The organism is Sphingomonas sp. Leaf22 (assembly GCF_001421715.1).
Lineage (GTDB): Bacteria > Pseudomonadota > Alphaproteobacteria > Sphingomonadales > Sphingomonadaceae > Sphingomonas.
The window spans coordinates 35354-54693 of record NZ_LMKP01000005.1 but is presented as its reverse complement, the minus strand read 5'-3'; the positions used below and the strand labels follow the sequence as shown (position 1 = coordinate 54693).

Below are 19340 nucleotides of genomic sequence, written 5' to 3'. Positions count from 1 at the left end.
GTTTAGCGCCCGCCGTAGCGAAGGCGGGCACCGGCATAGACATAGCGGCCGACCGGCGAGATCGGCACATTGGTTTCGAAGCCGATATCGGGCCGCTGGTCACCCAGATTGTTGACGCCGCCATAGAAGGAGAAATCGTCGTTGACCGCGACCTGCGCCTGCACGTCGTGGCTCCACAATTCCTTGTACCGCAGATAGCGCGGATCGACGAGGCTGGGGTTGCTGTCGGTATCGATCCGCGAGAAGCGACGGACGCCGTTCTGCCAGCGCAGGTTATAGCTGAGCGTCAACGCGCCGCTGTTCCATGTCGGCGAGAAGGCGAGCGTGTAGCGCGGGCGGAACGGCTGATCGACATTGTCCTCGGTCACCGCGCCCGGTGTCGCCACCTGTTCGAGCCGGTCGAGATAGCCGCCGACCAGCCGCAGGTCGAAATCGCCGATGCGCGCGGTCGAAAAGCGATAGGTGACGTTCAGTTCGGCCCCGGCGGTGCGGAAGGCGGCGACGTTCTGCGGCTGCACGGTGAAGCCGTTGATGAAGCCCGTACCCGTGCGACGGCTGATCGACCGGCAATAGGCGTTGTCGAGCGTCGGCTGATCGACGCACAACTGGGCGATGGTGTTGGCGTCCGGCGTGTTGATCGCATCGCGCAGCTCGATGTCGTACCAATCGACCGCGATCGACAGGCCGGGCACGAAATCGGGACGGAGAACGACGCCCGCCGTCCATGTCGTCGCGACTTCGGGACGCAGGTTGCGGTTGCCCTCCTGCGTACCGGGAATGAAGATCGTCGCGTCGGGATTGTTGGCGGCGGTGAAGTTCGCGAAATCGCCGCCCGCAGCGGCGATCAGCGTGCGGCAATTGTCTGCCCGGAACGACGTACCGAGGCTGCGGTTGGCGACGTAGCAGGGGTCGGAGAAGAAGTTGCTGGTCCCGGTCTGCGGACGGAAAATCTCGCCGATATTGGGCGCGCGGACCGACCGGCCATACGAGCCCCGGACGCTGATCGCTGCGATCGGCGCATAGATTCCGTTGAACTGCCAGGCGCGGGTCGATCCGATCGTCGAATAATCGGACAGGCGACCCGCCGCACCGACCGAGAGCAGATGGGCGAAGGGCACTTCCTTCAGCAACGGCGCATTGACCTCGCCAAAGGCTTCCCGGACGTCGAAGCTGCCATCCGACGGGGTCGGGATGATATATTCGTCATATTGGTAGAAAGCGTTGTCGATCAGCGCCTGTGCCGGGCGAAAGCGGCTCGATTCGCGGCGATATTCGCCGCCAACGGCGAAGGCTACGGGTCCGCCGGGCAGCGCGAAGAACTGGCCGAAATCGCCGGTCAGCGATGCGTTGGCGACGTGCTGTTCGATGCGCGCGTTGCTGACCGGGTTGCTGAGATAATAGCCGAACGAGCGGCCATCGACGGTGTTGCCGCCAAAGGTGTTGACCGGAATGCACCCCGCCGCCCGCGCGTCGGCCGAACGGCACACGATCGCGCCGCCGGCATCGCGCACCGCGTCGAGGGCGTTCAGGAATTGGGTGTTGAGCCGGTCGTTCAGCTTGGTCGCGCGAACATCGGTGCGGCCATAGGTATAGGACAGGTCGTAGCTGGCATGGTCGCTGATCCGCCCGGCAAGATCGACCACGCCGCGCCACGTCCGCCGCCGGTCGCGCTCGCCGCGGCGGGGAATGTCGAAATTGTTGCGGCTGATATCGACCGAGGTAAGGCCGGCGGCGCGCGCGGCGGTCAGGATCGACAGCGGGATGAACGGGTTGTCGAGCGCGATGGTCGCCGGGTAATTGCCACCATAGCCGCTGAAGCTGGTCACCTCGCTCTGGACGAACTTGCCCTCTACCGACAGCTTGAACGCGTCCGAGACGTCGAAATGGGCGAGCGCGTTGACCGCATGGCGTTCGGTGCGCGGCAGGATGTCGCCGACATAGCCCGCGACCGGCGTATCGTCGCCGCCGATCGAGTAACCGTCATTCTGCAGGAAGCGACCGGGGGTGTAGATCGCGCCGTCGCCGCGAAATACCTGATCGCCGATCACGACATAGCCCTGGTTCGATCCATAGGGATAGCGCAGGTCGGTGACCGGGCCGATCTTGTAGCTGCCGGCGCGGGTCGGGTCGTAGCCGTCGAGGTTCACGAAATACTGGCGTTGGGCGAGCGCCAGATAGTCGCGGTCGTCGTTCGCCAGCGGATCGTCGGCGTTATATTCATAGGCCAGCGTCAGATTGCCGCGCCCGTCGGCGAAATTGCGTCCGGCGATCAGCGAGGCGAAGCGGTTGCCGGCATCGCCGCGTTCGGAAATGCCCGCCTGCGCCCGCGCGGCGATGCCGTCGAAATCGCGTCGCAGGACGAAGTTGACGACGCCCGACACGCCATCGGCGCCATAGACGGCTGAGGCGGCACCGGTCAGCACGTCGACCCGTTCGATCAGGTCGGTCGGGATCGCGTTGATATCGACGGCGGCGGTGTCGGGCTGTCCCGCGACGTGGCGACGGCCATTGACCAGCACCAGCGTCCGGTTCGGGCCGAGGCCGCGCAGGTCGAGCAGGTTCAGCCCGACCTGTCCCAGTGCGCCATCGGCCTGGTTGCGGCCGGCGGTGCGCGTGCTGTCGAGCGAGTTGGTGAGCGCGGGCACGCGTTGCAGGAAACTGGTGACGTTGGTCGTCCCCGATCGCCGAAGCTCCTCGGCCCCCAGCGATACGACCGGGTTGGGCGCGGCATAGTCGGGACGGGCGATCCGCGATCCGGTGACGACGATTTCGCCGCGGTCGTCATTGCCTGTCGTCGCTTCGGGGGGTTGCGGTGCCACGGCTACGGTCTGGGCCTGTGCGGATGCTGCGGCGAGCAGCGCCGCCCCGGCGAGCAGGCGACGGCGTGTGACGATCGACATGGTGTACTTCCCCCGACCATCGCACCCCTTGGCGTCGAAACTGGTCGAAATGCAGAACATCATACGGCCGAAAAGGGTTCGGTTCGGTACGCGGCGGACCGGAATATCAGTGCGTTTCTTGTGGTTTAGATGTCACGTCGGCTGGCGTCCGACTCCGCGATCCGGCACAGGTCGACGGGTGCAGAGCGGCGACGATCATGGCGGACCGACGCGCAGGACGATGCTCGGCCTGTTCCCCGCGCTCGCGATCGCCGGCTGCGGCAAGACGACCGGACCGCCGCCGCTGCGCGTCTGGGCGATGAGCTATGAGGGCGATTATTCGCCGTTCCTGATGCCCGGCTTCACCGCCGCCACCGGCATACCGGTCGAGGTCCAGTCGCTGCCGACCACCGCGTCGCACGAAAAGCTGCTGACGGCGTATGCGGGGGGGGCGTTGCCCGACGTGTTGATGTTGTTCAACGGCTGGGTACGCGAATTCGCGATGATCGGCGCGGTGGCACCGGTCCCGTCGCCCGCGCTGACCGCCGGATTGTTCCCCGGCATCCGCGACGCACTGCGCATTAACGGGGTCGATCATGCGGTGCCGTGGTCGGTCGCGCCGCAGGTCCAATATTATCGCACCGACATCGTCGCCGAGGCCGGCTATGCGACGCCGCCGCTCGACTGGGCCGGGTGGCTGACGATGGCGCGGGCGATCAAGCGGCGGCGGTCCGACGATTACGTGTTCCTGATGCTGCTCAACTGGCCCGGCGCGCTGCTGACGATGATGACGCAGGCGGGCGCGACGATGCTGCGCGATCAGGCGACGCGCGGCAATTTCCGGTCCGAACCGGTGCGCGAAGCCTTTGCCTATTACGCCAATCTGTTCGCCGAGGGGCTGGCCCCGCGCGCGGCGTCGACCGAGGTGCAGGACCCGCTGGCCGCATTTGCGCAGGGGTTTTTCGCGATCTGGCCGAGCGCGCCGACGACCTTGCTCGACCTGCGTCGCCGCGCCGCCGATATCGCGCCCGATCGCTGGGGCACCGCGCGGCTGGCCGGGCCGAACGGGCCGGGGCCGGTGTCGGGGGACAGCAGCGTCTTGTGCGTGTCGACCACGACCGACCGTCCGGCCGAGGCATGGGCGCTGGTCCGGCACATGACGTCGCGCACCAGCGAGCTGACCTTCCAGCGGATGATCGGCAATCTGCCCGCCCGTCTGGATGCGTGGGATTCGCCGCAACTGGCGCTGCCGGTACTGCGCGCGTTTCGCGAACAGATGGCGCAGCCGGCACCGATCCCGCCGGTCGTCGAGTGGGAACGCATGCAGGGCGAGATCCAGCTGGCCGCCGAACGGGTGGTGCGCGGACTGCAAACGATCGGTCAGGCGCTGACCGCACTGGACGAACGCGTCGATCAGCTGCTGGCGCGACGCCGGGCGCTGGTCGATGCGGGGAAGATCGCATGACCCGCCAGTCGCGCGCCGCATGGTTGTTCACCGCGCCGGTGCTGACCATCATCCTGATCGTGCTGGTGATCCCGACGATCGCGGCGATGGCGCTGTCGGTCACCGATTATTCGGTCTATGCGCTGGCCGATCCGGGCAATCTGCATTTCATCGGCATCGACAATTTCATCGAGCTGCTGGCGACGCCGTTATTCTGGCGGTCGCTGAAGAACACGCTGATCTTTGCGGTGCTGGGCGTGCCGATGGCGATCGGCACCTCGCTGCTCGCCGCCTTGCTGTTGAACGACGCGACGGTCCGGTGGAAGCCGTTGTGGCGCGTCGCGCTGTTCGCGCCCTATGTCACCAGCGTGGTCGCCACCGCCGTCGTGTGGCGGTTCCTGTTCAACGAACGCTTCGGCCTGCTCAATCGGGGGCTGGCGCTGATCGGCATCGCGCCGATCGACTGGCTGGGCAATCCGAACAGCTCGATCCCCGCCATCCTGATCTTCGTCACGTGGAAGATCTTTGGATACAACATGATCGTGTTCACGGCCGCGCTGGCGGCGGTGCCGCAGGACCTGATGGAGGCGGCGCGGCTCGACGGGGCGGGGCGGTGGTTGCGGTTCCGCCACGTGACGTTGCCGGCGATCGGGCCGACGCTGCTATTGGCAGCGGTGATGAGCGTCGCGGGGTTCCTGCAGATCTTTGCCGAACCCTATGTCATGACGCTGGGCGGACCGGCGCAAAGCACGACGACGGTGCTGTATTTCATGTTCGAGGAGGGGTTCAAATGGTGGAACCTCGGACAGGCGAGTGCGGTCGCCTTCGTCCTGTTCGTCATGATCCTCGCCATCACCTGGGTCCAGACCCGCATCGGCAGGCGCAACGAATGGCTGTGAGCAAAATGCGCCCGGTCGTCGCCAATGCCGCGGTCTTCGCACTGGTCGCGCTGACCGTCGCGCCGCTTTTCTATATGGTCATCGTGTCGTTCATGCCGCGCGGGGAATCGGGCACGCTGCCGATCCCGCTATGGCCGTCGCGCTGGTCGCTGGAGAATTATCACGAACTGCTGGTCCGGCGGCAGATCGACGGGGCGTGGTTCGATTACCGGATCCTGCCGGCGCTGCGCAACAGTATCGGCATCGCCATGCTGTCGACGCTGCTCGGGCTGCTGCTGACGGTGCCGGCGGGCTATGCCTTTGCAAAGCTGCGGTTTCGCGGGCGCGAACGGTTGCTGAAACTGCTGATCGCCGCGCTGGTCGTACCGGGGCAGGTCGCGATGCTGCCGCTATTCCTGATCTTCCGCCATCTGGGGCTGGTCAACAGCTATGCCGGGGTGATCCTACCGGGGCTGGCCGGGATATTCGGCGTGCTGTTCGTGCGGCAGGCGACGCTGGCGATCCCCGACGAACTGATCGATGCGGCGCGGATGGACGGGGCGAGCGAGATGCGCATCTTTCGCGCGATCGTCCTGCCGCTGCTGACGCCGGTCGTCGTCACGCTGGCGCTGTTCACCTTCCTGGCGAGCTGGAACGATTTCATGTGGCCGCTGGTGATCCTGGCCGATCAGCAACGCTATACCCTGCCGGTCGCGGTCGCGGCGATCGCCCGCGAACATGCCGCCGACGGCGAACTGATGATGGCGGCATCGGTGGTGACGACGCTGCCCGTGCTGGTGATCTTCCTGATGCTCCAGCGTTATTATCTGACCGGGCTGCTGGGCGGCGGGGTCAAGGGATAGGCGCGGCCATCGGCGGCAAAGACATGGGCGTCGGCCGGGGGAATCGAGAATTGCAGCGTCTCGCCGAGCGTCACCGAGCGGTCGCCCGGCAGCTGGGCGACGATCGTGTCGACATCGCCGCGCGCGCCGAGATGCGCGAACGACAACGGCCCCAGCCGTTCGAACAGCTCGACCGCGCCGACGAACGGCCCGTCGTCATCGGGCACCAGATGTTCCGGGCGCACGCCGAGTGTCACCGATGTGCCGATATCGTCGACGCCGGCACGCGCCGCCGTCGCGACCAGCGCGCCGTCGGTCAGGCGCAGCGTCGCCCCGTCGGGCGTCATGGCGGCCAGCGTGGCCGGCAACAGGTTCATGCCCGGTGATCCGATCGCGGCGGCCACCGCGATGCTGGCCGGGCGGCGATAGACGTCGATCGGCGCGCCGATCTGTTCGATCCGCCCCGCGCTCATCACGACGATGCGGTTGGCGAGCGTCATCGCCTCCAGCTGGTCGTGCGTCACATAGATCATCGTCGCGCCCAATTGCTGGTGCAGGCGCGCGAATTCGTGCCGCATCCGCGCGCGTAGCGACGTGTCGAGGTTGGAGAGTGGTTCGTCGAGCAACAGCACCTGCGGCCGGCGGACGATCGCGCGGGCGATCGACACGCGCTGCCGCTGCCCGCCCGACAATGCCCGCGGGCGGCGGTCGAGCAGCCCGGTCAGGTCGAGCATCGCCGCCGCTTCGGCGACGCGTTCGGCGATCTCGGTTTTCGGCAGGCCGGCGACCTTCAACGGAAAGGCGATGTTCCCGGCGACGGTCAGATGCGGGTAAAGCGCATAGGACTGGAACACCATCGCCACGCCCCGTTCGGCGGGTGGCGAGTCGGTCACATCGCGCCCGCCGATCAGGATGCGGCCTTCGCTGGCGGTTTCCAGCCCGGCGATCATCCGCAGCAGCGTCGATTTGCCGCAGCCCGACGGGCCGACCAGCACGACGAATTCGCCATCGGCGATGGTCAGGTCGCTGGGGGCCAGTGCCACGGTGTCGCCGTAGCGTTTCCCAAGTCCTGCAATATCGACCGCCGCCATGATCTCTCCCGTTTGTTACAGCGGCTTACGCGCATCGGCGGGCGGTGCAACCTTGGGTGTGGTAGCGGCGGTTGCGGAAGTCCCGGCATGGAGCGGGCAAAATCCTCCCCGGTACGGGGAGGGCGACCAGTAAAGCTGGAAGGGGCATGCCCATCGCTAGGACAGCTTGTGCGGAAATCCCCTCCACCATCCGCTGCGCGGACGGTCCCCCTCCCCGCGGGCGGGGAGGCGTTAGGTTGGATCAGAAGCGGAAGGCGGTTCCGACGTAGATCGCCTGGCTGTCGCGATTGTCGCGAGCTATGCGCAGCATGCGTTCGCGCTCCGACCGGTAGCGGACGCCGGCGGTGACATCGAGGTTGCGGGTCAGCTTGTACGATCCGCCCATGTCGAGCGAATAGGCCGGTGCATCGGCGATCAGCGCCGGCTGATCGGCGAGCGGACGGTCGCTGATCGCGCCGACGCGCCCGGTGAACTTGCGGCCCGAAAAGCTGACGCCGACGCCCATCTGCTCGCGGCTGCCCGGCTGTCCGGCAAGATCGAGGCGCGTCACGTCGCCCGATACCGCCAGCCGCTTCCAGCCGACCGACACGCCGAGATTATAGGCGACCGGGTTGAGCGTCTGCACCGGTGCCGCCGCGGCGACGCGTTCGGGCAGGCGATTCGGCTGGAGCGAGCGGCCGCGTACCGCGACCTTGATCGAACGGTTGCCGATCACCGCCCCTTCGGACGGCGTGAACTGAAACCCCGGTGCGTTGAGCGCGGTCCGCGACAGGGCGGCGGTCAGACGCGGGTCGGCAGCGGCGGGGGTGAACGATCCGAACGCCACCAGCGGCATCGAGTCGGGATTGACGCGCTTCAGGACGCGCGGAGCGCGCTGTTCCTGCGCGAAAAGTGCAGGCGACGCACCGAGACCGGCTGCGATCATCGCCCCCAATCCTATGCCAGCCGAGATCCTGCCACGCGTCATCATTTCCCTCACTCCCCGCTAATGGCGCTATCACGATTCGGTTGCGTCGCACCACCGCGCCCGGTCGCTTTCCCGCGACCTGTTGCATCGAACCCACATATTTGTCCGACCACATCCGAACCTGCATCAATCCGGGACCGTCACCGCCGCGCCCGCCCGGTTCCGGTCGCGTGTCACCAACCCGCTTGCCGCGTCCGCGGCACCTCCTATAGAAGCGGCGCGAACTGCCGTAATGGCCTGTAGTCAAGGAACCGCTAATGAACCGCCCGCTGCTGATCGCGTTGCTGGCAACTTTCGCCTTGCCGATGGCCGCGTGCAGCGGTGGCAAGGGGCGTGTCGCGGGCGATCTCGCCGCGTCGAAGGTGACGACGATCGGCGTCAACAGCTATCTGTGGCGCGCCAGCCTCGACACGCTGTCGTTCATGCCGCTGACCCAGACCGATTCGAACGGCGGCGTCATCGTCACCGACTGGTACGTCAATCCGGCGACGCCGACCGAGCGGACCAAGGTGACGGTCACCATCCTCGACCAGGACCTGCGCGCCGATGCGCTGCGCGTCGCCGCGCTGCGCCAGATCAATCGCGGCGGCCAGTGGATCGAGGCCCCGGTCGAGGCCGCGACCGTGCAGAAGCTGGAGGATATCATCCTGACGCGCGCACGCGATCTGCGCCGCGGGGCGGTGACCGGCTGAGCGACGCATCGATGACCCCCCGTTTTTCGCCCGGCGAGGCCGATGCGCGCTGGCAGGCCGCATGGGACGATGCCCGCACCTTCGTGGCCGACGATGCGTCGCCCAAGCCGAAGCGCTATGTCCTTGAGATGTTTCCCTATCCATCGGGACGCATCCATATGGGCCATGTCCGCAACTATACGATGGGCGACGTGCTCGCGCGTTTCCTGCGGATGACCGGCCACGAAGTGCTTCACCCGATGGGGTGGGACGCGTTCGGCATGCCCGCCGAGAATGCGGCAATGGAAAAGAAGGTCCATCCGGGCCAGTGGACCTATGCCAATATCGCCGCGATGAAGGCGCAACTGAAGCGGCTGGGCCTCGCCTTCGACTGGAGCCGCGAGTTCGCGACCTGCGATCCCGACTATTATGGCCACGAACAGGCGCTGTTCCTCGAACTGCTGAACGGCGGTCTGGTCTATCGCAAGGAATCGACGGTCAACTGGGACCCGGTCGACATGACCGTGCTGGCCAACGAACAGGTGATCGACGGGCGCGGCTGGCGGTCGGGCGCGGTGGTCGAGAAGCGCAAGCTGTCGCAGTGGTTCCTGAAGATCACCGACTTTGCCGACGATCTGCTCGATGGTCTGGGGAGCCTCGACCAGTGGCCCGACAAGGTCCGGCTGATGCAGGAAAACTGGATCGGCAAGTCGGAAGGGCTGCAATTCGCCTTTGCGCCGGTCGCGCCGTTCGATCAGGCAATCGAGGTATATTCGACGCGGCCCGACACGATCTTCGGCGCGAGCTTCGTCGCGATCGCCGCCGATCATCCGATCGCGCGGGCGCTGGCGGATGCGAATCCCGACGCGGCGGCGTTCATCGATCTGTGCAAGCAGGGCGGGACCACCGCCGCCGAGCTGGACACGGCCGAGAAGCTGGGCTTCGACACCGGCTATCGGATGCGGCATCCGTTCGATGCGTCGATCGACCTGCCGGTCTATATCGCCAACTTCGTGCTGATGGACTATGGTACCGGCTCGGTGATGGGCGTGCCGGCGCATGACCAGCGCGACCTTGATTTCGCGCGGAAATACGGGCTGACGGTCCGCCGTGTCGTCGCCGATGGCGAACAGGCCGACCCGGTGTTCGACGGGACCGAAGCCTATACCGGTCCGGGGCGGCTGGTGAATTCCGACTTCCTGAACGACATGGACGTCGCCGCCGCCAAGCGCGCGGTGATCGACCGTGCCGAAGCGGGCGGCTGGGGCAAGGGCACGACCGTGTGGCGCCTGCGCGACTGGGGCGTTTCGCGCCAGCGTTACTGGGGCACGCCGATCCCGATCGTGCATTGCGACGCGTGCGGCGTGGTGCCGGTCCCGACCGCGGACCTGCCGGTCAAGCTGCCCGAGGACGTGTCGTTCGACATTCCCGGCAACCCGCTCGACCGCCATCCGACGTGGAAACACGTCGATTGCCCGGCCTGCGGTGCCCCGGCGCGGCGCGAGACCGACACGCTCGACACCTTCGTCGATTCGTCATGGTATTTCATCCGCTTCGCCAGCCAGCCCGATGACAAACCGTTCGACCGTGCGGTCGCCGAAAGCTGGCTGCCGGTCGGGCAGTATATCGGCGGCGTCGAACATGCGATCCTCCACCTGCTCTATGCGCGCTTCTGGACGCGGGCGCTCAACCATGTCGGGCTGATCGACCTGAAGGAGCCGTTTGCGGGGCTGTTCACGCAAGGGATGGTCACGCACGAGACGTACAAGTCGGCGGATGGTCGCTGGCTTGCGCCATCGGAAGTGACCGATGGCACCGAAACCGCGACCGGCGACGCGATCACCGTCGGCCGCATCGAGAAGATGTCGAAGTCGAAGAAGAATACGGTCGATCCCGAGCCTATTCTCGATCGCTACGGTGCCGATGCCGCACGCTGGTTCATGCTGTCCGACAGTCCGCCCGAACGCGATCTGCCGTGGAGCGAGGCTGGGATCGAGGGTGCCGAACGCTTCGTGAAGCGGGTGTGGAAGCTGGTTGCGGCGCATGAGGCGGGCGGTTCCAGCCCGGAAGCGCTGACCCGTACCGTTCATCGCGCCATCGCCGGGGTCGCCGACGACATCACCGCGCTGCAGTTCAACAAGGCGGTGGCCAAGCTCTATACGCTGCTGGGCGAGGCGGAGAAGGCCAAGACGCTGTCCGATGCCGACATGGACGCGCTGCTGCTGCTGGTCAGTCCGATGATTCCGCATCTGGCCGAAGAGGCGTGGTCGCAACTGGGGCGCAGCGGGCTGATCGCCGATGCGCCGTGGCCGGTGGTCGATCCGGCGATGCTGGTCGACGCCGAAGCGACGATCGCGGTGCAGGTGAACGGCAAGTTGCGCGATACGATCGTGCTGGCAAAGGGTGCGTCCAAGGAAGACGCCGAAGCCGCCGCGTTGGCGAGCGAGAAGGTCGTCCGCGCGCTGGAGGGCAAGACCCCGCGCAAGGTCATCGTCGTGCCCGACCGCCTCGTGAACATCGTCGCATGATCCGCGCGGCCGTCCTCAGCGTTGCCCTGCTGCTTGGCGGCTGCGGGCTGCGGCCGCTGTATGGCGGAGGCGAGGGCGGCATGGTGCGCCAGACGCTGGCGGGCGTCGAGGTCGCGCCGATCGCGGGGCAGAATGGCTGGCTGGTCGCCAACGCGCTGCGCGACCGGCTGCGTGCCGAAGGGCCGACGCGCTACCGGCTCGAAATCAGGCTCGACGACGATATCACCGGTCTGGGCGTGCGGCGCGACGATTCGATCACGCGCGAGCGGCGGACGCTGCGCGCGCGCTATCAGCTGATCGACCTGACCAACGGTGCGGTGACGCTCGACGCAACGGCCGGATCGGATGCCGGCATCGACGTGGTCCGGTCCGAATATGCGACGATCGCGGCGGAGCGTACCGCGCTCGAACGGCTGTCGCTGATCGTCGCCGACCAGATCGTGACGCGGATCGCGCTGACGCTGCCCAAGTCAGGCTCGTGAAGCTTCGGCCCGAGCAGGTCGCGGCCAAGCTCGACCGGCCCGGCCCCGATATTCGCCTCTATCTGTTCCACGGACCTGACACGGCGGGGGCGATGGCGCTGGCCGCGCGACTGGCCAAGGGCGTGGGCGAGGGGGCCGAGCGCGTCGACATGGACGGGGCGATGCTGAAAAGCCGGCCGGGCCTGCTGGCGGACGAAGCCGCGTCGATGTCGCTGTTCGGCGATGCCCGCTGCATCCGCGTGACCGGCATGGGTGAGGAATCGGTCGAGGCGGTGACGCTGCTGCTGGCGGCCGAGCGTGCCGGGAATCCGGTCGCGGCGATCGCGCCGAGCGTCAAGGGCACGTCGAAGCTGGTGAAGCTGGTCACCGCCTCGCTCAACGCCGTCGCCGTCGCCTGCTACGTGCCCGACGCGGCGCAGGCGGCGAAGCTGGCGGTGACGATGGCCCGCGACCATGGCTTGCGGCTGCTGGGCGACGTGCCCGACCGGCTGGCGGCGGTGACGGCGGGCGACCGTGCGGTGCTGGCCAGCGAGATCGAGAAGCTGGCACTGTATCTGGACGCATCACCCGAGCGCCCGCGCGACGCCGATGGTGAGGCTTTCGATGCGATCGGTGCCTCGATCGCCGATGCCGAACTGGGCGGTATCGTCAGCGCGATGATCGCGGGCGATGCGGCGGCGGCGGCACTGCCCGAAATGCCCGGCGGGGCGATCCCGGTGCTGCGCGCGGTTGCACGGCGGCTGTTGTCGCTGGCCGAGATGCGCGCCGATATCGACGATGGCGACAGCGTCGACCGGGTGATGGAGCGCCACCGGGTGTTCTTCAAGGAACAGGTCGCGACCGCGACGGCGCTGCGCCGCTGGGACGCGACCCGCCTTGCCCGCGCCCTCGAACGCGTCCGCGATGCCGAGCGTGCGGCGCTGTCGGGCAGCGGTCTGGGCGAGGTGATGACCGCCGCCGAAGCCATCGCCATCGCCCGCGCGGCGGCCCGCGGCAAATAATCCACAAAAGCGTTTGCACGACCGCAAACGCGCTGCTAGGGGCACGCTCCTGCCAGCCAAGGGGGCGACCCCAAGGTGTTCACGTGCGGTCGTGGCGGAACTGGTAGACGCGCAACGTTGAGGTCGTTGTGGCCGAAAGGCCGTGGAAGTTCGAGTCTTCTCGACCGCACCATTCTCCCCCGGCAGCGGCCGGGGGGAGAACTCTCTCCCCTCCGATCAGTTCGACAGGTTCGGTTTTGCCGGGCTGACCGTTGGTTGCATGGCACGCAGGAGGACCATTCCGGATTCGCCAGCATTGAGCGCGACCTCGCGCAGGGCGATTGCTGTGCGACATACTTCGCGCGGCTCCCCCTTGCCGGCCAATGCTTCGCGCAGCCGATCTTCGGGCAGACCGGAGAGGCGTCGAACTTCATCGACGATGGAACCCGGTATCATGAATTGCTGCGACGTCGTCACAGGCCGTTGGTCCGAAGCCATGATGGCGCGATGGATCAGCTTCTCCTGCCGCGGACGTTGGTCGGGGAACACCACGGTGTAGCGGGCGGGAAACTGGAACTCGTTGCACCGCTCCGGGGTCGCTGTCAGCAACGGCTGATCCTTCAGCAATGCCCGTTTCCCATCGATCTCGAACTGTGTGACGTCCCGAAGCAACGCATCGGGTGCGTTGGCCAGTCCCGAAAGAATGCGGCGACCGGCAAGCTCGTTGATGATCTGACGCGCTCTCGGTTCACTCGAAATGGAACTCAACGCCGCTACGGTTGCCCGGATTTCGGCAGCCAGTTGCGGGTTGCGGTTGCTCACCGGGACGATGCCTTCGCCGGTCAGGTCGCGGGCAATCTGGTTCGGTTCGGCAACGTAGCCGACCGACGCGGGTGCTGTCCATTTGGGGGACTGGCGTTCCTCCGATGAATTCCAGGCGTTCACGATGCGGAAGGCGACGACGAGCAAGAAAATGATAAGCCATGTCGCAGTTCCCGCCCATTGCCGTTTCGATCGACGCTGCTCCCATCGAGCGACCCGGGCGGGGTCGAGCCATTGTTCCGCAGAAGGATGCCGTTCGCGAATGATCTGTAGCAACTCGCTGGTCCGCGTATTCTGATTGAACCATCCGATCCGACCTCGATCTTGCCCGACCAAACCGGTCCACGCCCGGTGAAGTCGGTGATCGGGCTGCGATACCAGATGAACGAACCGCTTCGTCCCGATCCGTTCCACGATCTCGACGGCCTCTGGCGACAAGGCGTAGTCGTTCCGACGGTCGATCCAGCCGAACGCGGCGGCGGCAGGCTCCAACAGCGGGTCGGAGCGCGGGATGCTTGCCGACAGTATCTCCGCGAACCAGCGTTCCGCACCGGTCGCGAAATCGATCTGTTCGAGCCGCGGGTCGGCGAGCAGCGCGTGACCGTGATGCTCGATCGCCGTTAGTTCTTCGGCGGTCGGGGGCGCATCGTGGCCGGGGAACAGCAACGACTCGAGCGCCTGAAAGTGGGCGTTGATCGCTTCGTGAAAGGCGGTGAGTTCCGGATCGATCCCGGCGTCTGGCTGCGGTCCGGCCTCCGCCATGTCGGGGGATAGGGTTTCCGTCTCGAACGCCGGTGCCTCCTCCGTCACCGCCTCCTCCACCCCCGCCAACGCCGCATCCCGCGCCGCGCGCAGGGCTGCGAAGCCGGCCGGATCGGCATTGACGTCCATCGCCTTCAACCGTGCGGCATAGGCCTTGCGGATGGCGCTGCGGTCGGTCGTCGGATCGAGGTCGAGCGTCGCCCAGATGCCGTGCCTCACAGGAATCGCTCGCCTTCGATCTGGTCGAGCACCGCGCCGAACGCCTCGCGCGCCTGAGCGATGATCCGCTCGTCCTGCGTTGCCAGCGCGGTTTCGAACTGGCCGAGCATATGACCGATCGCGGCGCGGGTGTCGCCGAGGAAGGATTCATACGCCCGCCGCGCCCGCGCCAGCAGCGCCGCATTGACCGCATCGTCGCGCGGATGGACCTTCAACGCGGCCAGCGCCGCGCGGCGCTTCTCCAGTTCTGCGGGGTCGGGTGCGTCCTCGTCATCGACGATCACCAGATTGCGGGTCATGCCCGTCTCCGGCACGCTGACGTCGATTTCGAGCAGCCCCGACGTGTCGTAGCTGAAGCGGCATTCGACGGTGACCTCGCCCGCGCGGCGCGGGGGGACGGGCACGGTGATCTCGCCCAGCTTGACGTTGCCCGATACCTCGCGCGCCTCGCCCTGATAGACGCCGAACTGCACCTTGGTCTGCTGGTTCGACAGCGTCGAGAAGGTCGAGACGCGGCTGACCGGCACCGCCGAATTCCGTTCGATGATCGGCGAGAACAGCCCGGTGCGAAACCCGCCGCGCCCGTCCGGCTCGCTGGTATCGACGCCCAGCGTGAACGGGCAGACATCGGTCAGCCGGATTTCGTCGAGACCCGCATCGCGCGCCAGCAGCCCGGCCTGCACGGCCGCGCCCATCGCCACCGCATGGTCGGGATGGACCGTCGTCGCCGGGAACCGGCCGAACATTCGCGTGACCGCCCGGCGCACGATCGGCATCCGCGTCGCCCCGCCGACCAGCACGACTTCGGACAGGGTCGCGGCGGCGATGCTGCTGTCGCGCAGCGAGCGCAGCACCGGCTCGCGGATGCGCTGGAGCAGGCCCGCCGCCGCTTCCTCAAACGCGCTGGCGGTGACGGGGACGGTCAGCGCCGTATCGCCCACCGTGACGCCGAAATCGGCGCTGTCGCCGTCGCTCAGCGCCCGGCGGCAGCGTTCGGCGGCCTGCGCCAGCAAGGCGGTGGCGCGGTCGGGCGGGAGCGTCGCCAGCAGCCCCTGCGGATCGAGCGAGGCGCGGACCAGTGCGATCAGGCAGTCGTTGAAATCGTCACCGCCCAGCCGGTTGTCGCCGGCCGATGCGCGCACCTCGATCACCCCGTCGAACATCTCGACGATCGACACGTCGAACGTGCCGCCGCCCAGATCGAAGACGAGAAACGGTTCGTGATCGGCGCGGTCGGCAATGCCGAAGGCGAGCGCGGCGGCGGTCGGTTCGTTGATGAGCCGGCGGATCGGCAGCCCGGCGAGTTCGCCGGCACGCCGGGTCGCCTTGCGCTGGCGATCGTTGAAATAGGCGGGAACGGTGACGACGGCTGCGGTCACGCTTTCACCGGTAAAGGCTTCGGCATCGCGCTTCAGGCTGGCGAGGAGGAGGGCCGACAACGCCTCGCTGTCGAAATCGCGTTTGGCGAGCTTCACCGTCTCGCGCGTGCCGATGCGGCGTTTGAAGCTGGTGACGGTGCGGTCGGGATGGGTCGCCATCCGGTCGCGCGCCGCACGCCCGACCAGCACCGCGTCGTCCTCGCCGATGCTGACCGCCGACGGTGTCAGATAGTCGCCCAGCGCATTGGGCACCATCACCGGCGCATCGCCCTGCCAGATCGCGCACGCGCTGTTGGTCGTCCCCAGATCGATACCGACGATCATCCCTGTCCCCTTCCACTACGGCGACGGGTGTAGCGCGTCGGCTTCGTCAGGCAACGGGGTGGCGATCCTCCCTTGGGACGACCGCCGCGATCAGAATTCGGCGACCTTGCCCCATGCCGACTGGGCAAAGCGGTCGGGGTGATAGGGTTTGGGGTCGACGATCGGTTCGGCACCGCTGACGATATCGGCGATCAGATGGCCGGCACCCGGTCCGATGCCGAAGCCATGCCCGCTGAAGCCGGAGGCGAGGACCAGCCCGGGCAGGGCCGCCATTTCGCCGATGCCGGGTACGCCGTCGGGGGTGCTGTCGACATAACCCGCCCATGCCCCGGTCACCGCCCGTTCGTTCAGGCGCGGCATCATCTCCAGCGCGCGGGCACGGGTGCGTTTCACGGTCGCGGCGTCCGGCGTGGGATCGAGGATACGCATCCGCTCCATCGGCGTCGGCCGATCGAGCTTCCATCGCTTCACGCTCTCATGGCCCGACTGCACCCCTTCCAGCCCGCCGGGGGACAGCTTGCGCCAGCGCCGCGCGAACATCGGCAGGAACTGGGTGGAGAAGCGCAGGAATTGCGGGGTCGGATCGACCTTGCCGCTGCCGCTGATCGACAGGGTGTAGCCGCCGTCGCCGCGCCGGGTCATCGAGATGAATTCGCTGTGCATCGCCGGCGGAAAGACGTCCTCGCCCGGCCCGACCGACACGACCGTCTGGCGGATCGTCGCCTGCGGAAAGCGGATGCCATATTGGTAGCAGAAGGACGATGCCCATGCCCCGGCGGACAGGACCGCGATGCTGGTGCGGATCACGCCGTGTTCGGTAACGACGCCCGACAGCCGGCCGCCTTCGGTTTCCAGCCCGCGGACGGCACATTGCTGGTGCACGGTCCCACCCAGCGCCATGATCGCCCGCGCGACGGCCGGGGCTGCGCGTGACGGGTCGGCGGTGCCGTCGGTGGGGGAAAAGACGCCGCCCTTCCACGCCTTGTTGCTGAACCGGCCGCGTTCGCTCGCTTCGGCGGCCGACAGCATATGGGTCGTGACGCCTGCGGACTTCGCAAAATCGCGCCAGCGGGACCAGGCGGCGATTTCCGACTCATTATCGCTCAGATACAACAGGCCGCAGCGGCTGAAGCCGGTATCCTCGCCAGTGTCGATCGCGAATTGTTCCCACAGATCCAGCGCCTTGGTCGCCATCGGCAGTTCGCGCGCATCGCGGTTCTGCTGCCGGCACCAGCCCCAGTTGCGGCTCGACTGTTCGGCGCCGATGCGGCCTTTTTCGATCAATGCGACCTTCAAACCGCGTTTGGCGAGGTAATAGGCGGTGAAGCTGCCGACGATGCCCCCGCCGATCACCACCACATCGGCGGAATCGGGCAGGTCGGGGGTCGAATCGACGAACGTCAGCGGTGCGGGCATGCGGACGGGCTCCAGTAGATCGGGTCGGGGCGCTCAGAGATATTTGAGCCAGCGGATGTCCTTGCGGCGCTTTTTCAGGTTCGAAAACCACCGCGTTGGGAAATAGAGCGGCACGATCAGCAACAGCCACATCAGCCAGACCCAGCCGATCGAGGGCAGGCCGAACACCTCGCCATGGTTGGTGCCCCAGATCGCCAGCGCGATCAGGTACAGCGTGCGCAGGAGATACAGGTGGAACAGATAGAAGAACATCGGCGCGCCGCCCAGCACCGCCAGCCATCCGGTCACCCGCGCGTCGGCGATCCGGTCGAACAGCGCGAGCAGCAACAGCCCGACGCCGAGCGTCGCCAGCACGTACAGCAGCGACGGCGGATATTTGGTCAGCGCGAGGAAGCTCATCACCGTGCGCAGCGACGAACCGGGCACCACGAACCACGGCGTGTCGCCATAGACATTGGCGAAGCGCAGCACGACGCAGGCCACCAGCATCGCCAGCCCGGCCCGCACCAGCGTCCGCCCCCGCGCCGCGACGTCGCCGCGCGCGAACCATGGCCCGGCGGCCCAGCCGAGGCAGATGACGCCGATCCACGGCAGCACCGGATAGCTGAACCGGATCGGCAGCCCGCCGATGGTGATCGTGCCGCGTTCGTGCAGCAGCGACCAGATGGCGTAGAAGGGATGTTCGGGCGGCAGCACGATCGGATCGAGCAGGTTGTGCCCGGCGACGATCACCACGCCGATCGCGGCGATCACGACATGCGGCAGGCGGATCAGCCCGGCCAGCACGATCATGCTGAGGCCGATCGCCCAGATGACCTGCAGATAGACGATCGTCGGCGGGAATTGCGCGTACCACTGGAAATTGACCACGGTCAGTTCGAGCAGGATGAGGAAGATGCCGCGCTTGAGCAGGAAGGCGGTCGTCTCCGACATGCTGTGCTTCTGCGCATAGAGATAGGCACCGAGCCCGGTGAGCGCGACGAAGACCGGCGCGCAGATCTGGCTGGTCAGGCGGCTGAAGAAACTGGCGGGCGAGACGGTCAGGGCATCAACCGGATCGCCGATCGACACCCACAGGAAGAACCCTTCGCGCACATGGTCGAGCAGCATCAGCACCATCACGAAGCCGCGCAACGCATCGATGCTGATGAGCCGTGCCGCCGCCACGGGCTTCGCCGCCGCCGGGGGCGGTGCGGTTCGCCCGGAAAAGGCTCGGTCGGTCGGGATGCTCGCCATGGAAAACTCCACCGATGAAAGGGTCAGTCGCGCGGTAGCAGCGCGACGGCGTCGATTTCGACCAGAAAGCCGTAATGCAGTTTGGGCACCGGCACGACGGTACGCGCCGGACGTGCCTGCCCCAGCTTTTCGGCATAGACGCCGTTGAAGCGCGGCCAGTTGTCGACGCCGACGATATAGGCGGTGACGCGCGCGAGGTGGGCGGGGCTGCCCCCGGCCGCGGTCAGGATCGCCAGCATATTGTCGATCGCCTGCGCCGCCTGCGCCTCGAACGGCAGGTCGTCGAGCTTCGCGCCGTCCGCACGGATCGGCAGCTGGCCCGAGATGTAGAGGTGATCGCCCGCACGCACCGCCTGCGCATAATGGCCGGCGGGGGCGGGGGCGTCAGCGGTCAGCACCGGCTGGATCAGATCGCGCATC

General features: G+C 67.1%; 15 protein-coding genes and 1 tRNA gene. 8 read left to right on the top strand and 8 right to left on the bottom strand.

The window, feature by feature from the left end; genetic code table 11:
* Nucleotides 1–2 precede the first annotated feature (2 nt).
* Nucleotides 3–2900 (bottom strand): TonB-dependent receptor plug domain-containing protein, encoded by a 2898-nt coding sequence (locus tag ASE70_RS03880; RefSeq protein WP_082450626.1) that lies wholly within the window; start codon nt 2898–2900, stop codon nt 3–5.
* A 178-nt stretch (nt 2901–3078) separates the two neighbouring features.
* On the opposite strand from ASE70_RS03880, the gene ASE70_RS03875 reads away from it, so the two are divergent.
* Genes ASE70_RS03875 through ASE70_RS03865 form a run of 3 tightly spaced genes read left to right on the top strand, consistent with a single transcriptional unit; the run spans nt 3079 to nt 6064 of the window.
* Nucleotides 3079–4344 (top strand): extracellular solute-binding protein, encoded by a 1266-nt coding sequence (locus ASE70_RS03875; RefSeq protein WP_056501580.1) that lies wholly within the window; start codon nt 3079–3081, stop codon nt 4342–4344.
* Nucleotides 4341–5222, top strand: coding sequence for a carbohydrate ABC transporter permease (locus ASE70_RS03870; RefSeq protein WP_056398354.1), 882 nt, complete (start codon nt 4341–4343; stop codon nt 5220–5222). Before ASE70_RS03875 ends, ASE70_RS03870 begins: the two co-directional genes overlap by 4 nt.
* The gene (locus ASE70_RS03865; protein ID WP_056501577.1) at nt 5213–6064 is read left to right on the top strand and encodes a carbohydrate ABC transporter permease; all 852 of its coding nucleotides are present in this window, start codon (nt 5213–5215) and stop codon (nt 6062–6064) included. The genes ASE70_RS03870 and ASE70_RS03865 overlap by 10 nt, the downstream gene beginning before the upstream one ends.
* Here the strand turns inward: ASE70_RS03865 and ASE70_RS03860 are convergent.
* Nucleotides 6025–7134 carry an ABC transporter ATP-binding protein gene (locus tag ASE70_RS03860; protein WP_056398348.1) on the bottom strand — a complete coding sequence of 370 codons (1110 nt, stop codon included), beginning with the start codon at nt 7132–7134 and terminating at the stop codon, nt 6025–6027. The two genes, ASE70_RS03865 and ASE70_RS03860, sit on opposite strands and share 40 nt — an antisense overlap.
* Nucleotides 7135–7375: 241 nt before the next feature.
* The gene (locus tag ASE70_RS03855; RefSeq protein WP_235519580.1) at nt 7376–8059 is read right to left on the bottom strand and encodes a hypothetical protein; all 684 of its coding nucleotides are present in this window, start codon (nt 8057–8059) and stop codon (nt 7376–7378) included.
* A 299-nt stretch (nt 8060–8358) separates the two neighbouring features.
* Here ASE70_RS03855 and ASE70_RS03850 point away from each other — a divergent pair, with 299 nt between their 5' ends.
* The 5 genes from ASE70_RS03850 to ASE70_RS03830 all read left to right on the top strand — a co-directional run bounded on the left by ASE70_RS03850 (nt 8359) and on the right by ASE70_RS03830 (nt 12955).
* Entirely contained in the window at nt 8359–8793 is a 435-nt protein-coding gene (locus ASE70_RS03850; RefSeq protein WP_055996495.1) for a DUF3576 domain-containing protein, read from the top strand.
* An 11-nt stretch (nt 8794–8804) separates the two neighbouring features.
* Nucleotides 8805–11300, top strand: a complete 2496-nt coding sequence (leuS, locus tag ASE70_RS03845) for a leucine--tRNA ligase (protein ID WP_056501574.1) — start codon at nt 8805–8807, stop codon at nt 11298–11300.
* Nucleotides 11297–11782 carry an LPS assembly lipoprotein LptE gene (gene lptE / locus ASE70_RS03840; protein WP_056501572.1) on the top strand — a complete coding sequence of 162 codons (486 nt, stop codon included), beginning with the start codon at nt 11297–11299 and terminating at the stop codon, nt 11780–11782. The genes leuS and lptE overlap by 4 nt, the downstream gene beginning before the upstream one ends.
* Nucleotides 11779–12783 (top strand): DNA polymerase III subunit delta, encoded by a 1005-nt coding sequence (holA, locus tag ASE70_RS03835; protein ID WP_056501569.1) that lies wholly within the window; start codon nt 11779–11781, stop codon nt 12781–12783. Before lptE ends, holA begins: the two co-directional genes overlap by 4 nt.
* An 85-nt stretch (nt 12784–12868) precedes the next feature.
* Nucleotides 12869–12955: transfer RNA gene (locus ASE70_RS03830), tRNA-Leu, on the top strand.
* Nucleotides 12956–12999: 44 nt separating this feature from the next.
* Here the strand turns inward: ASE70_RS03830 and ASE70_RS03825 are convergent.
* The 5 genes from ASE70_RS03825 to ASE70_RS03805 all read right to left on the bottom strand — a co-directional run bounded on the left by ASE70_RS03825 (nt 13000) and on the right by ASE70_RS03805 (nt 19339).
* The gene (locus ASE70_RS03825) at nt 13000–14484 is read right to left on the bottom strand and encodes a hypothetical protein (protein ID WP_156355960.1); all 1485 of its coding nucleotides are present in this window, start codon (nt 14482–14484) and stop codon (nt 13000–13002) included.
* Nucleotides 14485–14561: 77 nt separating this feature from the next.
* Nucleotides 14562–16268, bottom strand: a complete 1707-nt coding sequence (locus ASE70_RS03820; protein ID WP_056501564.1) for an Hsp70 family protein — start codon at nt 16266–16268, stop codon at nt 14562–14564.
* 90 nt (nt 16269–16358) lie between these two features.
* Nucleotides 16359–17684 carry an NAD(P)/FAD-dependent oxidoreductase gene (locus ASE70_RS03815; protein ID WP_056398330.1) on the bottom strand — a complete coding sequence of 442 codons (1326 nt, stop codon included), beginning with the start codon at nt 17682–17684 and terminating at the stop codon, nt 16359–16361.
* Between the two features lie 33 nt (nt 17685–17717).
* Nucleotides 17718–18920 carry a DUF1624 domain-containing protein gene (locus tag ASE70_RS03810; RefSeq protein WP_082450620.1) on the bottom strand — a complete coding sequence of 401 codons (1203 nt, stop codon included), beginning with the start codon at nt 18918–18920 and terminating at the stop codon, nt 17718–17720.
* 23 nt (nt 18921–18943) lie between these two features.
* Nucleotides 18944–19339, bottom strand: a complete 396-nt coding sequence (locus ASE70_RS03805; RefSeq protein ID WP_056501561.1) for a RidA family protein — start codon at nt 19337–19339, stop codon at nt 18944–18946.
* Nucleotide 19340: the final 1 nt, after the last annotated feature.

Bases quoted from the DNA above. Each gene is read 5' to 3' on its own strand.
- ASE70_RS03820 (WP_056501564.1), bottom strand. From the start codon at position 16,268: ATGATCGTCGGTATCGATCTGGGGACGACCAACAGCGCGTGCGCGATC.
- ASE70_RS03850 (WP_055996495.1), top strand. From the start codon at position 8,359: ATGAACCGCCCGCTGCTGATCGCGTTGCTGGCAACTTTCGCCTTGCCG.
- ASE70_RS03855 (WP_235519580.1), bottom strand. From the start codon at position 8,059: ATGATCGCAGCCGGTCTCGGTGCGTCGCCTGCACTTTTCGCGCAGGAA.
- ASE70_RS03865 (WP_056501577.1), top strand. From the start codon at position 5,213: ATGGCTGTGAGCAAAATGCGCCCGGTCGTCGCCAATGCCGCGGTCTTC.
- leuS (WP_056501574.1), top strand. From the start codon at position 8,805: ATGACCCCCCGTTTTTCGCCCGGCGAGGCCGATGCGCGCTGGCAGGCC.
- ASE70_RS03815 (WP_056398330.1), bottom strand. From the start codon at position 17,684: ATGCCCGCACCGCTGACGTTCGTCGATTCGACCCCCGACCTGCCCGAT.
- ASE70_RS03810 (WP_082450620.1), bottom strand. From the start codon at position 18,920: ATGGCGAGCATCCCGACCGACCGAGCCTTTTCCGGGCGAACCGCACCG.
- ASE70_RS03870 (WP_056398354.1), top strand. From the start codon at position 4,341: ATGACCCGCCAGTCGCGCGCCGCATGGTTGTTCACCGCGCCGGTGCTG.
- ASE70_RS03880 (WP_082450626.1), bottom strand. From the start codon at position 2,900: ATGTCGATCGTCACACGCCGTCGCCTGCTCGCCGGGGCGGCGCTGCTC.
- lptE (WP_056501572.1), top strand. From the start codon at position 11,297: ATGATCCGCGCGGCCGTCCTCAGCGTTGCCCTGCTGCTTGGCGGCTGC.
- ASE70_RS03805 (WP_056501561.1), bottom strand. From the start codon at position 19,339: ATGCGCGATCTGATCCAGCCGGTGCTGACCGCTGACGCCCCCGCCCCC.
- ASE70_RS03860 (WP_056398348.1), bottom strand. From the start codon at position 7,134: ATGGCGGCGGTCGATATTGCAGGACTTGGGAAACGCTACGGCGACACC.